Origin of the sequence: [Micrococcus luteus] ATCC 49442 (assembly GCF_010367585.1) — a bacterium.
In the GTDB taxonomy this organism is placed as follows: domain Bacteria; phylum Actinomycetota; class Actinomycetes; order Actinomycetales; family Micrococcaceae; genus Arthrobacter; species Arthrobacter luteus_A.
This window is the reverse complement of sequence record NZ_JAAAXP010000001.1, coordinates 4,334,981-4,348,068: the sequence shown is the minus strand read 5'-3', so window position 1 is coordinate 4,348,068 and position 13,088 is coordinate 4,334,981. Positions and strand designations below refer to the sequence as shown.

Genomic DNA, 13,088 nt, shown 5'->3' with positions numbered 1-13,088 from the left:
CCTACTTCCCGGTCTTCACCAGCTCGCGGGTGCGCCCCGGAACAGGACGGGCGACGTCGGGCTCCAGCCTTGTGGAGGCCCAGCGCCGGATGGGGCGCTCAACATAGCGGAACGACAGGTACGCCATCAGCGCGGTCAGCGCCGCGGCCAGCGGCACGCGCGCCCAGAGTGACGGGACCAGTGGTATCAGCAGGAGGTAGATGGGCATGTGCCAGAGGTAGGCGGCGTAGGAGAGGTCGCGGCCGGGGTTGGCGAGCCAGGGGTGGCTCAGGATCCGGGAGCCGAGGCCGGCAGGGCGCAGGACCATCGAGCCGATGACCACCGCGGCCAGCAGCGCCAGAACCGTGGGCCCGAACGTCCAGAAGACCTCAAACCAGGCGCCGGGCGTGGTGGGCTCTTCGAGCCAGAACAGGGCGGCCACCAGGGCGGCGCCGGCGACGGGTCCGGCCCAGCGCGCACCGGACTGCAGGGAGGTGTGCACCCGTGAACCGTGGCTGATGGAGGCAAACAGCAGGGCCATGACGCACCCGAGCAGGAGCTGGTCGGCCCGGGTGTCCGGCCCGTTGTAGAGCCGGGCCAGCGGAGCGCCCACTGCTACCAGGATGAACCGGAGGACCAGGAACGCGGCGGCTAGGACGGCGGTCAGCCGGACCACGGTGCGGAGGGTCCAGAACCGGAGCATGACCAGCAGGAGCACCGGCCAGACCAGGTAGAACTGCTCCTCGACGGCCAGGGTCCAGGTGGGGCTGAGCGCGTTGCCGCCGGTTGAGGCGCCGAACATGCCGAAGTTGGACAGGTTCATCACGTAGCCGGCCGCCGGCACGGCGTTGGCGGCCTGGCCGCCCCACCCTGATTGGGGGAAGGCCAGTCCCCCGGCAACAACCACTGCGCACACGGCCAGCAGCGCCGGCCAGAGCCGGGCGAGCCGCTTGGCGTAGAAGACGCCCAGCTTCAGCCGGCCCGTGGCCTGGTACTCCTTCAGGATCAGGAGGGTGATCACAAAGCCGCTGAGCGTGAAGAACACGTCCACGCCGATCGATCCGCCGGGGACGAGCTCGGTCACGGTATGAAAGAGAAAGACACCGATCACGGCGATGGTGCGCAGCCCGTCCAAGGCGTGTTTGCGCCCGGAGATCAGCCCGTTTGACGGGGCAACCGGACCCTTTGCTGTTGAGGGGATTCCACTACTTGACCAGAAATTCACTCATCCAGCGTACATAACGTTTTGGTAACGTGCCAAAGCCGGGCTGGGAACCCCCAGCCCGGCTCCGGCGCTAAGCACCCATCGTGTCGTCCATATCCGCCAATGGACGGGCCGCGTCTCGGAGGGCTTTGAGGGCATCCTCATAGCCTTATTCCGAGCCCATGCTGAGCGTGCCGACGTCCGTCAACGGCAGCAGCAGGTCCCCCTCACCGACTTCGTGGCTTACCCACAGGGCCTCAAAGTTGAGCGCAGGGACTCGGAACAGACCCAACTCTGTTTGACCGGCAGAATTTGAACCAGTCGCACGCTTCCCTCAGCACTTTCGTCCACGTCAAAGAAGGCCGTGGCAGCACCGTCGGTGGTTTCGTACACACGCAGGCCCACCGCCTCCGGGCCGCCCTCCGTTCGTTCACCCACCAGCCTGTCCAGGCCCAGGCTGCAGACGCGGTGGGCCAGCCCGATCTGCGTCGAGTCTCCGGCTTCCCTCCGTTCAGCGTGCTGCGGGTCAGCGGACTGCTTCAGGTCAAGCATGGGGCGTGATTCTCAGATCTTGCGCAGGACAGGGGACTTGTAGCGGACGCTGTCTGTTGACAGCCCCATCAAGGCGGTCAAGCATGGACCAACAGCACCGATCCTCTGTCAGGAGGGGGCATGCCAACTTCTTGGCCGAATCTTCTCTTTCGCCTGTTGGGCGCGGGAGTGGCTTCCGCGGCGGGGGCAGCGGCCAGCCTGGCAGCAGGCGGGCCGGCCAGCCCGCTTGCCGGCCCCGCTGAGGCGGCGGCAAAGCAGGCTGCCGAACAGCTGCTAAAGCAGTTTCTTCCTGCTCAGCAGGAGGCAACGCAAAAAGTGGAACTGCTGGCGCGCGATATTCAATCTCTGGCAGGTGGCATCGACACACGGGTGCGGTTCCTGCAGGAAGGACCCGCTCGGGCAGCACGGCTGCATATGGAAGATGCAGCGCTCCATCCGGAAAGAGCGGCCGAAGAACTGCAGGCAGCCAGACAGCTACTTTACGAAGCCTGGGGCGCTGCCTCAGGCCCGGGCCAACGTTCCCTGGCCGCCCAGGAGTTGAGCGGCGTTTACGCGTTCCTGGGGCAACGTGACGATGCCGTTCGGTGGATCGAACGGTCCCTGCCGGACAGCGACCTGGCAGTTTCCGAGGCCATCGAAGCGTTCCGCGTTTCGTTGAACCAGTTCCCGGATAAAATCCCGCGTCGCGCGGATGCGGGGGACTTTGTCGGCATAGATCTGCGGCTTAAGCGGGTTTTCGCTCCCGTGGAGAAAATAGTCCCCGTGGTACAGCGGCTGGTGGAGGCCCGGTATGACGCCCTGGACCTTCGGAAGCGGTCCATCCCCCTCGGTGCGGGTACGCCGTGGCCTGCTGCGCCCAGCAGGGTGGAACTCGGCCGCAGCGGAGAACTCCTGTTCAGCACGCCGGGAGGCGGCGCCGCTGTGGACCTTGACCACCCGGATCCAGCCATGAGTCTTGGTGCCCGCACGATGCTTCGCTCCCTCAAGACACTGCACTTCTCCATTGCCGACGGTCCCTGGGTGAACCGGCCGGGCCGAACCTATGTGGTGGGTTCGTCTCCCCAACTTGGCGGGTGGGAGCCGGCGTCAGGGATTCAACTGACTCCCCGGCCCAGATCCGAAAGCACCATTTCGTCTACGGTGTGGACTCTCAAAAGAAAAACGATGGAGGCCGTCATCCAGGTTCTGGACGAGGAGAACGTCGAAGCCAGATATTTCTTCATCCCGGACCAGGAGGGATCCATTGTCTGGGAGCCGTGCACCAGACGGATAAGTGCTCAGATGCCGGCTTCTTTCTACCGGCAGAGTGACATGTTTAGGCCTGGCCCGGACGTGTGGGGCATTCCATAATAGAGCAGCCAAGCCTTGAGCGGCGAGGACAGTCGGGTTTACAGTAATTCGATGGACAAAGTTGTTCTGACAGCATGGTTTTCCGATGTTTACGGCTGCCGGTAAAAAGTTAACTGAGGAGATTTTTAACCTCATTTACTGCTTCGCGGCTGTTTCAGGATTTCACCATGGGATTTTCATTATCAGGGCAGAAAGAACTACGCGAAGCCTGTCCAATCAGCTGACAACTCTCGGTTCCCTGTCGCGGGACGGATTACATCCCCGCGCCACGCAACGGCCTTCTGGCAAGGCAAACACCTGCCCTCACTGCTCGGGGCTGCGGAAGCCCCGAAGAGCGCGCCCCGCGGCGGCTCCCCGGCACCCATCCCGGACGCACAGCATGTGCTGACCTGAGAGGTTATGAACTGCCCCGCCTTTTCCCAATGAGAGGCTCCTCATGTTGTACAGGCGCATTTGCATCATCGTGGCAGGGATCTTGGCCGTCAGCGCGCTGACAGGGAGCGCTGGTCCTGGCCCGACGCCGTCCCCCTCCCCCGCAGTCTCGCTGAACAGCGGCACGGAGGGGGCGAAGGCTGCGCTGGTTCGCATCGAGCTTTTTGCGCTCTCCGAGATTGCGCATGTCGATGCCTCGACGGGGATGGCCGATATCAGGCGCGGCACGTCCGAAGTGCCGCTGGGATCCGGCACCGGCGTCCTGGTGTCGGCCGACGGGATAGTGGCCACCACTTGGGAGAATCTGGCTCTGGACGAAGGGACGGTTGCCGTCAACAGCGCCAACGATCTCTTTAACAATGTGATCCGAGTACCGATTGTCGGCAATGACGGCAATCCGCAGCGGCGCGGCACAACTCCGGACGAATACTGGGCACCGCACCTGCAGCACTGCTACAACCTGGTTAGCCACTGCGTCCTTTTTAAGGTTCCCCAGTACCGCATCCGGACCTACACCTCGGAGCCTGGCAGTGTGGTGGCCGAGCTGCTCAACAAGCCGTCCAATCCCCAGGACGTTGCACTGTTACAAATTACTGGCGGCGGCGGAGCACCAACAGCCACGCTGGCACCGCCAGGTACGGTACCGGCTGCCGGGAGCTTGCTGCTGGGGTTCGTAGGGCAGCCGACACCCACCGAGCCCCCGGCCCAGGTTCCGGTATCGGTGGACACTGCTGCGGGCCGCATCGCGTCGGAGCAGGACCTGGGGGCACTGTTGGACGCGGGAATCTCCGGCGGGCCGGTGATCGATGGTGCCACCGGGCAGGTGCTCGGCCTGGCCGGTCCCCGTCAGGATGACGGCAGGGCGGTCTTGCAGCCGGCGGCCGCCATTCAATCCGCCATGGCGGCGGCGAAGGTTGAAGCCTCGCGATCGAAGTTCGATGTTGTGTTCCGCAGCGGCGTGGATCACCTCGCGGCCGGAAACCAGGGCGGGTCGGCAGTGAGCGCGTTTGAGGAGGCGCTGACGTACTACGACTCGGCATTGGCGGCCACCCGCCTTGAAGAGGCGAAGGCAATGGGGAATCAACAACCCACCGAGCAGCCAACTGCCGATGGTTCCGCCGCTGACGCCGGTGTTCCGATGTCCATGGTGCTCCTTGCGGCACTTGCCGGCGTCCTGCTCCTTGGCGGCATCGTGGCTGCCCTGACAATGCGCCGGCGCAAACCGGCAGTCTCGTCCGGCAGCGTTCATTCCGAGCGTACTGGCGGACGCCACGGCCCGGACACGGGCATGACGACGGCGGCGGGAAACGTCGGTGGGCCGGCTGCGGACCGGGGGCTGACCACAACTGCTGCACCGCCGGGGACCGACCGCGGGCAGGCGCAGACGCCGCGGGAAGGAGCCGCCCAATCCGGTTCGGAGCCGAACAGGCCAGAGCAGGACGGCGCTGACGAAACCCGGGCTGCCGGTCCATTCGCCCTGCGTGCTGCCCCCGCCACACCGGAGGCCAGCGGACAACCCCGGGGGTCCTGTTCCCACTGCGGCGAGCCGGTGCAGCCCGGCGCACGGTTCTGCACAGGCTGCGGGCAGCCAGTGGGGTGACCTGCCGTGGAGCACGTGCAAACTGATCTCGCGCCCGGGACGGAGTTCGCCGGGTACACCGTCCAGTCCCTCATCGCCCGCGGCGGCATGGGTGTGGTTTATCGTGCCCTCGACGTTCAGCTCGGCCGCCCTGTCGCACTCAAGCTGCTGGCCCCCGAGCTTTCGGCGCATGACAAGTTCCGGCAGCGCTTTGTCCGCGAGTCCCGGCTGGCCGCTTCTGTGGACCACCCCAATATCCTGCCGGTGTATGCCGCCGGGGAGTCGGCCGGGCTCCTGTACATTGCCATGCGCTTCGTCCACGGCACGGATCTCAAAGCTGAGCTTCAGGAACGCGGCTCCCTCCCCCTGCCCGAAGCCCTTCGGATCCTCTCCGACACCGCCGCAGCCCTCGACGCAGCTCACCAGGCCGGTCTGGTTCATCGTGACGTGAAACCCGGCAACATCCTGCTGTCCAATGGCACTGCCGAGGCTCATCGCCACGTGTACCTCACCGATTTTGGCCTCACCAAGCGCACCACCTCCGCTACAGGGGTCACCACCGTTGGTCACTTTCTGGGCACGCTGGATTATGTGGCTCCCGAACAGATCCGTGGCCAGGACGTCGACGGGCGCGCCGATGTGTACGCCCTGGCGTGCGTCGCCTATACGCTGCTCGCGGGTCACCCGCCGTTTGATCACGACGACGACGCGGCGCAGCTTTGGGCGCACATGGTTGAGGAACCGCCGCTGCTGCGCAGCGAACGGCCGGAGATCCGCGCCGGCGTCGAGGAGGCCATCCGGGCCGGCATGGCCAAACTGCCGGATGATCGCCCGCCTACCTGCGGAGCACTCATCGGCATGATGTCCGAGCCGGCCGCCGCCGGTCCCCGCATCCGTCCGCCGGGCGGCAAAAAACAGGCCGCACCGCTTGCTGCCGAACCGGTTTCCCCTGACGCCCCCGGAACTGCGCCAGCCCCCAAAAAAAGCCGGGTCAGCCGATCCCACCACCGGCATCGCCTCAATACCCGGGCCAGGTCGGCCGCTACCTGGCTGACCGTGGCGGGACTCGCCGTCGCCCTGCTCCTGGCGGGGCTGGTGCTGCCGGGGCTTCTGGCCGAGAAGGGGCCGCAAACGCTAAGCACCGAGGCCATTCCCTACACCTTGGAGGTCCCGGAGAGCTGGACCATTAGAACCCGCGAGGCCGGCAACAGCACTCTCACGGTGATGTCCAGCGCCGACCTCACAGCCCTCTTTGCCGATGAACCGAATGCCTTGGAGAGGGCTGCCCGGACCGCTGCCGAACCCAGCAAAGTCGTCGGCCTGGCCATCTACCATCAGCCTGCAGGGCTCAGCGGGCAAAGCCCGGCAGCGAGAGTGGACACCGCCGAAGCCCTGCTGCCGGGCAGGGATGCGCGCCTAGTGGACCGGGGGCCGGTCACCCTGGGACAGGTCCGCGCCCAGGGCATGGAGGGAACCTTGCCCCTGTCCGCCACAGTCACCCTGCAGGTCCACGTCTTTGTTGTTGAGACCGTTCCGGTCCAGCTGCTGGTGTTCTTCGCTCCGTCGCCACTGTTCGAACAGCAGACCGCAGTGTTCGACCAGGTGGCCGGGTCTCTTCGAACAAAGTGAGGAACATGCCATGCCGGACCAGCTTCAGCCGTCAGCCGAGGGGACGAGCCTGATCATCCGCTCCGGGGGGCATGAATGGAGCTTCACGCCATCCGAGACTGTCCGGGTGGGACGGGACGCGGGCGCGCAGGTGCGCCTCGATGACGACCGTGTCAGCCGCGAGCACCTCAAAATAAGGCACTCCGACGGCCACTGGTGGGTGGCGGACCAGGCCAGTCACAACGGCACGTGGGTCCTTGGCCCGGACCGGGCGATGACTCAGCCGATGCCCCTTCCACCTGGTGGGCTTCGCCTCCGGTTGGGCCACGTCGACGGGCCCGAGCTGCAGCTTGAGCCAAAAGCAACCGGGCCGGCCACTGCGCCGCGGGTGCTGACCATTGGACGGTCGCGCTCCTGCGATGTCACGGTGGATGACCCGCTGGTCTCACGCCGCCATGCCGTCGTCGAGATAGGTGCACGAGCGGTCCTGCGCGACGCTGCAAGCTTCAATGGCACCTTTCTCAACGGCAAGCGCGTGGAGGGAGCAACGCCGCTGCACGCCGGTGACCTTATTGGGGTTGGCACGTGCACTCTGACGTGGGACGGTTCAGGCCTTCTCAATCCGGCGCCGACACGGCCTGTGTTCAGTGCACGGCACCTGGAAATCACCACCAAATCCGGCGACCACCTGATCGACGATCTGTCCCTGACCGTCCCTGCAGGCCAGCTTGTCGCAGTGATCGGGCCGTCCGGGGCCGGCAAGTCCACGCTGCTGGGAGCCCTTACCGGGCTGCGGCCCGCGACACGGGGAAAGGTGACCTGGAACGGCCGGGATCTTTATTCGGAGTACGCCCAGCTCCGCTTCCTGGTGGGGCTGGTGCCGCAGGAGGACATCCTGCACCGCCAGCTGACCGTCCGCCGCGCGCTCCAGTTCGCTGCCCGGCTTCGTCTCCCACCGGACACTGGCAAGGCCGAACGCGATGACCGGGTCAACCGCGTGGTGGACGAGGTCAACCTCTCGAAACGGATTGATCACCGCATCGACTCGCTTTCGGACGGCGAGCGCAAGCGGACCTCGATTGCGCTCGAGCTGCTGACCGCACCGCAGCTGATCTTCCTGGACGAACCGACTTCCGGGCTCGATCCGGGCCTGGACCTGCAGGTGATGCGAAGCCTGCGCTCCCTGGCGGACGCCGGCCGGGTGATCCTGGTTGTAACGCACAGCGTGTTGGCCCTCAGTGAGTGCGACCGCATCCTCGTCCTCGCCCGTGGCGGGAGGGTGGCGTTTTTTGGACCACCTGGGGACGTGCTCCCGTTCTTCGGCGTGCAGGACTACCCGGCCGCGTTTGCTGCCCTTGAGGACCAGACCTGGGTCCGCAGGTACGCCCGCTCCCCTGCCCGCAAGGCCTACGGGGGCGGCACGGGTGCGGCTGACGCCCCGGTTCCCGCCGCGGACTCGCCGCCACCGCCGCGGGAGGCACCTTTGCGCCAGCTCCTGACGCTGATCCGGCGGAACGCGGCAGTGGTTGCGGCCGACCGGCTCTTCGTTGCCCTCCTGGTGGGCATGCCCGTGCTGCTCGCGCTGCTGGCGCACACCTTTCCGGGCGGCGCGGGACTCTCCGTCCGCGCGGCGCAGGGCGACCTGTCCCAGATCCAGCAAAAGCTCATGGTCCTGGTAGTGGGTGCAGCAGTGATGGGCCTGGCCCTCTCCGTGCGGGAGCTGGTGGTGGAACGGCCCATATACCGGCGGGAGCACGCCGTCGGGCTGTCACCATGGGCCTACCTGCTCAGCAAAGTGGTGGTGCTCGGCCTGCTGGTCGGCGCCCAGTGCGTACTGTTCACTGTCCTTGCGCTTTTTGGACACCCCGGGCCCGATCATTCGCTGCTGCTCGGAAACGGGCTCCTGGAGGTGGCCGTGGCGGTGGCCGCGGTGGGGGTCACCGTGACAATCGGTGGGCTCACCGTGTCCGCAGCAGCCCTGTCGACGGAACAGACCATGCCGGCACTCGTGTCACTGGTGATGGCGCAACTGGTGCTGTGCGGGGGGTTGTTCACCATCGCCGGCCGTGCCGGCATCGAGCAGGTCTCCTGGCTGCTGCCGACGCGTTTCGGGTACGCGGCGACGGCCGCTACAGTCGGGCTGCAGCGACCCCCGGCACCGACAGTGGACCAGCTCTACGAACCCAGTGCCGGGCAGTGGCTCACAGATATCGGCCTGCTTGGCGTCCAGTCGCTGGTCCTGCTCCTGCTCACGGCGTGGGCGCTGCATCTCTCCATGACCCGCAAGAGACGGCTATGAATCAGGAGCCCTAGCGTGAGGCGGTGGCAACCTCATCGTCGTCGGCGGTGATGAGGATGTTACCTTCGGAGATCGCCTCGGACCGGATGTCGTGTTCCACCGTGGTGGCGAGCGGCTTTTCCTTGACGAAGAAGAGGACGACGACGGCGATCACCGCCAGCGGGACCATCCACAGGAAGATGGGGGTCAGGGCGTCGTTGTAGGCGGAGATGATCAGCCAACACATCCCGACAAATGCACATAGCGTCTGACACGATTCTGAACACCGGCAAGAAGACCCTTACCGGGAAGATAGACGCCCATCCGGACCCCGGCGACTTCGCTACGGGGCCGGTTACGCAAATGTCCGGCGGCGAGACAGTTCAGACCTGGGGATTCGCCGTCGCTGGCACCACTGGGGAGATAAGCAACGCACACGAAGAACGGGCGGGGCGGCGTCAACATGCAGGCCGGGCCGTTCACCCGTGGCATCGACCGTATAGGTTACGTGGTCGAGTTTTGCATTCGACATCAACGGGCGTGTGGTTTTTGTCCTCCCTCAACTCATGCTTGGGCGGCTCAAACGGCGTCCACAATATCGTCAACACCAGCGGGATGGTCAGAAACGCCCGGCACAAGGGCGTCGAAGTAAGCAGCATCAGCAAGTGTTGGCGACCTTACGGGCACCCGATACCTCGAGGTTGCTGTGGCCCGAGCCCCCAAGTGCTATTTCCATGTACGTGGACGGGGTGAGGGTCAGGGAAGTACGGTAGCCGACGAGTTCACGGACCCGGAACCAGTTCTTCTGCTCCACGTGCGCGGCGTCGTTCTTGTTGCCGGGCCGGGACTGGGTAAAGGTGATCTGGTGTTCCTGGCAGTAACGGTAGAGCTCACTTCTGGGCTTTGTGGCGCACGGACCGAATCACCCTCCAGCCTCTGGTGATGTCGGTAACGGTCAGCGTGCAGCAGAACTCGCCCTGGCCGGTGCCACCTTAGTAGGCGACCAGATCGATCTCCACAAAACCCGGTGCAGCGTCGTCCCACCCGGCCCAGGTCCGGATAGGGATCTGTGCCCTCAGCAACGACCCGGGCTCGGTGTGGAAGCGTCGGTGCAGCGGCGTCCTCGCCCGTTCATGGGGCAGTCGGCGGTCGATCGTGGCGGCACTCATGCACAGATCCGCCTCTGCGTCGGTGATTACCACGACCCGCGCGGCGCGCACGACTGAGGCCCAATGCCTGTAAAGGAGAATGGGAGCTTAGTCCTCGGTTAATCATCTTGCAAGGACACCCTTTTGCCGCCGGCTTGGTTGCGGCTTGCACGTCTACGGTTCAACGCTTCAGTCAAGTAGCTGTGAGCAGGTTTCTCCACTAGGTGGTAGGCCGCAGAGCCGGCACCGACAGCGAGACCTATATGGATTATCACCACTGCGAGCCTCAGGACTAGGGGGCGATCAGCCCAGGTGTCAGCCTCAAAGATACGGGCGAGAACGATGATCACAAAGACATGCGTGAGATACATGCTGAACGAGATCCGACCTCCATACTCCAATGCCTTCGAGCCCAGAAACCGCACGGCGGGGCCGGACCCGGTAGCGAGGAGGTAGATCGCACCGGCCGACAGCGCAGTCCCGACTGTGGATCGAGCGGGGCTTCCTGAGAATACCGGAGTGAGAACGATGAGGCCAACAAGGAGTAACGCACCTACCCAGCCCGCATTCACTGAAGCACTCTTGTCCCGTGAAAGGCAATAGAGCGCGACACCGACCGTGAAGCCAACGAGAACGCGCACGACGGGGATCGGCATGTCACTTCCTGTGATCCACGCTGCCACACCTTGGACACAGACCACAAAGCCCATCAGAGCCAGCACGGCAGCCCGGCCGCGGTCGCTGACGTAGGCAACGACGTTCGCAATCAAGGGGAAGAGGAGGTACGCCAACCACTCCGCACTGAGGGACCATGCCGGGTAGTTCCAGCCCAGATCCGCGCCGAACCATACTCGGATCAGCAGGACCTCCTTGACGGCACCCCCCATGGTGAATAGCGACGGATCACCAGCGCTAGCACCTACCGCCTTGCCTGCGACCAACAACAGCACGAAAGCGCCGAGCATGGCGATGTGTACGGGGTATATCCTTGCCAGCCGCTTCCACAAGAATGACTTGTAGTCCCCTGCCCCGGAAGTGAACTTACCCATGTACTGGTAGCTGATGATGAATCCGCTCAGCACGAAGAACAGGTCAACAGCCATGTCTCCGGCATTGAACACCCCCCTGAGGCTCCCAGCCTCAGGCAGAATCCCCAGAATCTGGAACTGGAAGTGGAACAGCACGACCCATAGCGCGGCGATAAACCGGATGCCTGTGAGCTGGTGCAGTGCGAGTTTTTTTCTGGCAGGCGCGACTGCGCCGACAGTTCCCCCAATAGTCATGGGCCCAGCATAGCGGGCCCATAAGACCGGTAGGTCCGATAGGACTACGACAGGGAACGGGAAAGGCATTTACCTCTCAGCCGGTCAGAGAAAGTGCCTATAACGTCGCCGCCTTCGAGGTGTTAACGAATGTTTGTCCGGGGTTCGCACCGGTAGTGTGGTCTCGTCATCCACGGCAAGCTCATTGAGCTTCTCCCAGATGGCCCGCGCAGTTCCAGTGCTGTGCCGGCGAACGAGAACTGAAACTACCCGGTGGCCAACCCAGCCTTCCACAAGAATGTCACCATGCCGGCGGGTCACAATGGCGTCGTCAGCAACCCATACGACGCCAGACCTGATGCCGAATAAGGCAGCTTGGAGTCTTGTCTTGCTGTCCATGATCTAAACATAAGACTGGGCCACGCTTAACACACGAGAAGTGGCCTACCCCATTTCGACGCTAGTAGTGCACATAGTAATCCCACTCGTCTCGGCAGGGATTGGAGCAAAAGTCAGCTTGGTCCCTGGGGAGCGGCATTCGGCAGTAGTGGCAACTGCCGGGACGGGGCAGGAATGCTTGGAGCAGTTTTCTCAACATGTTGTTCCTTCAAGTCTTTTGTACCCAGTTGACACAGACAGCCTCAAGGCTTGCTGAAGCTTTCTCAAAGGTTGGATCAAGATTGCTGGCAATCCTCGCAAACAACGGTCCGGAAAGTGCGCATATGAATTTCGATCATGAGCCAAGTCGTGGCAGTACGGACTTTTGACGGAGCACTCACATCGTGGATGTTTCGATTTCCAACTCGTCGAGTATCACTCTGTCCGGAACATGGAACCGTGTCCGAGGTTTGGAGCGGTGTCCCGCGTTATGGATGGGACTTTCAACTTCCGGGACGAGCTTGTGCGCCAGGCTGTTGTGGCTTATACGGCTGTAGACGTCGTGAAATTCACCACGGACGTCGTAGAAAGCTGAACCCCAGCGCTGGGCAGAAGCGCGAGGCCATCTGCAGGTCTACGAGGGTCCTAATAAGTTCCTAACTCGGCCTGCCCTGTTATGTGTCGGACAGCAACAGCCCGCGATCTCTCCAGCTATCGGCAATCAACGGGGCAATCTGGCAACTTCGGTGTTTTGGTCACTACCGTGAGGCGGTGGCAACCTCATCGTCGTCGGCGGTGATCACGATGTTGCCTTCGCTGATCGATTCGGACAGGACGTCGTGTTCCACCGTGATGGCAAGTGCCTTCTCCTTGACGAAGAAAAGGACTACGACGGCGATCACCGCCAGCGGGACCATCCAGAGGAAGATGGGGGTCAGGGCCCCGGCCGTGGTCAACAGCCTGCCCGCGGTGATCAAGGAGCTGATCATCGCCTCCTACAACGAGTTTGATCTGCGGTGGAAGACCGCGTGCGGCTATGGGCTGACCGACACGGCGTTCCATCCGAGCACGCTGACCTACTGGCGGCTGCGGCTGGCGGCATCGAAGAACCCGCACCGGATCATGGAAGCGCCGAGACCGGGGTGCTGCAGGGCATGCGCCCCCGGGCAGGGATTCAACGGTCCTTGATGACGCCGTCGCTCGGCAAGACACGATCACGCAGCTGATCGACGCGGTCCGCCGCTTCGGCCGCGACGTTCCCGACGGACAGGAGCTGGTCGCCACCCACGCGAGGGGGCATGGCTACACCCAAACCGGC

Annotated in this window: 13 protein-coding genes; 5 read left to right on the top strand and 8 right to left on the bottom strand. The window is 64.1% G+C overall.

The features are described from left to right. Window position 1: 1 nt before the first annotated feature. Window positions 2-1,204, bottom strand: a complete 1,203-nt coding sequence (locus GUV69_RS19775; RefSeq protein ID WP_244292804.1) for an acyltransferase family protein — start codon at window positions 1,202-1,204, stop codon at window positions 2-4. Between the two features lie 222 nt (window positions 1,205-1,426). Beyond that, a complete protein-coding gene (locus GUV69_RS19770; RefSeq protein WP_164205497.1) occupies window positions 1,427-1,735 on the bottom strand; it encodes a hypothetical protein in 309 nt (102 codons plus the stop codon). A 120-nt stretch (window positions 1,736-1,855) separates the two neighbouring features. Between GUV69_RS19770 and GUV69_RS19765 the strand changes: the two genes are divergently transcribed. The 4 genes from GUV69_RS19765 (at window position 1,856) to GUV69_RS19750 (ending at window position 9,003) form a co-directional block, all read left to right on the top strand. Continuing rightward, window positions 1,856-3,085: a carbohydrate-binding module family 20 domain-containing protein gene (locus tag GUV69_RS19765; RefSeq protein WP_164205495.1), complete on the top strand. Its 1,230-nt coding sequence runs from the start codon at window positions 1,856-1,858 to the stop codon at window positions 3,083-3,085. 436 nt (window positions 3,086-3,521) lie between these two features. After that, a complete protein-coding gene (locus GUV69_RS19760; protein ID WP_164205494.1) occupies window positions 3,522-5,117 on the top strand; it encodes a zinc ribbon domain-containing protein in 1,596 nt (531 codons plus the stop codon). A 15-nt stretch (window positions 5,118-5,132) separates the two neighbouring features. After that, complete coding sequence (locus tag GUV69_RS19755; RefSeq protein WP_244292803.1) at window positions 5,133-6,725, top strand: serine/threonine-protein kinase; 1,593 nt, start codon at window positions 5,133-5,135, stop codon at window positions 6,723-6,725. Between the two features lie 10 nt (window positions 6,726-6,735). Further along, window positions 6,736-9,003 (top strand): ATP-binding cassette domain-containing protein, encoded by a 2,268-nt coding sequence (locus GUV69_RS19750; RefSeq protein ID WP_164205492.1) that lies wholly within the window; start codon window positions 6,736-6,738, stop codon window positions 9,001-9,003. A gap of 10 nt (window positions 9,004-9,013) precedes the next feature. Here GUV69_RS19750 and GUV69_RS19745 read toward each other — a convergent pair whose 3' ends face one another. The 5 genes from GUV69_RS19745 to GUV69_RS19725 all read right to left on the bottom strand — a co-directional run bounded on the left by GUV69_RS19745 (window position 9,014) and on the right by GUV69_RS19725 (window position 12,759). After that, window positions 9,014-9,229: a hypothetical protein gene (locus tag GUV69_RS19745; RefSeq protein ID WP_164205490.1), complete on the bottom strand. Its 216-nt coding sequence runs from the start codon at window positions 9,227-9,229 to the stop codon at window positions 9,014-9,016. 411 nt (window positions 9,230-9,640) lie between these two features. Continuing rightward, a complete protein-coding gene (locus tag GUV69_RS19740; protein ID WP_164205487.1) occupies window positions 9,641-9,796 on the bottom strand; it encodes a hypothetical protein in 156 nt (51 codons plus the stop codon). Window positions 9,797-9,974: 178 nt separating this feature from the next. Further along, window positions 9,975-10,151, bottom strand: coding sequence for a hypothetical protein (locus GUV69_RS19735; protein WP_164205486.1), 177 nt, complete (start codon window positions 10,149-10,151; stop codon window positions 9,975-9,977). 98 nt (window positions 10,152-10,249) lie between these two features. Beyond that, on the bottom strand, window positions 10,250-11,413 hold the full coding sequence (locus tag GUV69_RS19730; protein WP_164205484.1) for an acyltransferase family protein: 1,164 nt from the start codon (window positions 11,411-11,413) through the stop codon (window positions 10,250-10,252). A gap of 1,115 nt (window positions 11,414-12,528) precedes the next feature. Then, window positions 12,529-12,759, bottom strand: a complete 231-nt coding sequence (locus GUV69_RS19725) for a hypothetical protein (protein WP_164205482.1) — start codon at window positions 12,757-12,759, stop codon at window positions 12,529-12,531. Here GUV69_RS19725 and GUV69_RS19720 point away from each other — a divergent pair. Next, complete coding sequence (locus GUV69_RS19720) at window positions 12,740-12,958, top strand: transposase (protein ID WP_164205480.1); 219 nt, start codon at window positions 12,740-12,742, stop codon at window positions 12,956-12,958. The genes GUV69_RS19725 and GUV69_RS19720 overlap by 20 nt on opposite strands. Here GUV69_RS19720 and GUV69_RS23455 read toward each other — a convergent pair. Further along, window positions 12,945-13,070 (bottom strand): hypothetical protein, encoded by a 126-nt coding sequence (locus GUV69_RS23455; protein WP_280113769.1) that lies wholly within the window; start codon window positions 13,068-13,070, stop codon window positions 12,945-12,947. The genes GUV69_RS19720 and GUV69_RS23455 overlap by 14 nt on opposite strands. Between the last annotated feature and the right edge of the window lie 18 nt (window positions 13,071-13,088).

Excerpts from the sequence above, each read along its gene's own strand:
- GUV69_RS19760 (WP_164205494.1), top strand. The coding sequence starts at position 3,522 with ATGTTGTACAGGCGCATTTGCATCATCGTGGCAGGGATCTTGGCCGTC.
- GUV69_RS19745 (WP_164205490.1), bottom strand. The coding sequence starts at position 9,229 with ATGTGTTGGCTGATCATCTCCGCCTACAACGACGCCCTGACCCCCATC.
- GUV69_RS19725 (WP_164205482.1), bottom strand. The coding sequence starts at position 12,759 with ATGATCAGCTCCTTGATCACCGCGGGCAGGCTGTTGACCACGGCCGGG.
- GUV69_RS19735 (WP_164205486.1), bottom strand. The coding sequence starts at position 10,151 with ATGAGTGCCGCCACGATCGACCGCCGACTGCCCCATGAACGGGCGAGG.
- GUV69_RS19765 (WP_164205495.1), top strand. The coding sequence starts at position 1,856 with ATGCCAACTTCTTGGCCGAATCTTCTCTTTCGCCTGTTGGGCGCGGGA.
- GUV69_RS19750 (WP_164205492.1), top strand. The coding sequence starts at position 6,736 with ATGCCGGACCAGCTTCAGCCGTCAGCCGAGGGGACGAGCCTGATCATC.
- GUV69_RS19770 (WP_164205497.1), bottom strand. The coding sequence starts at position 1,735 with ATGCTTGACCTGAAGCAGTCCGCTGACCCGCAGCACGCTGAACGGAGG.
- GUV69_RS19730 (WP_164205484.1), bottom strand. The coding sequence starts at position 11,413 with ATGACTATTGGGGGAACTGTCGGCGCAGTCGCGCCTGCCAGAAAAAAA.
- GUV69_RS23455 (WP_280113769.1), bottom strand. The coding sequence starts at position 13,070 with ATGCCCCCTCGCGTGGGTGGCGACCAGCTCCTGTCCGTCGGGAACGTC.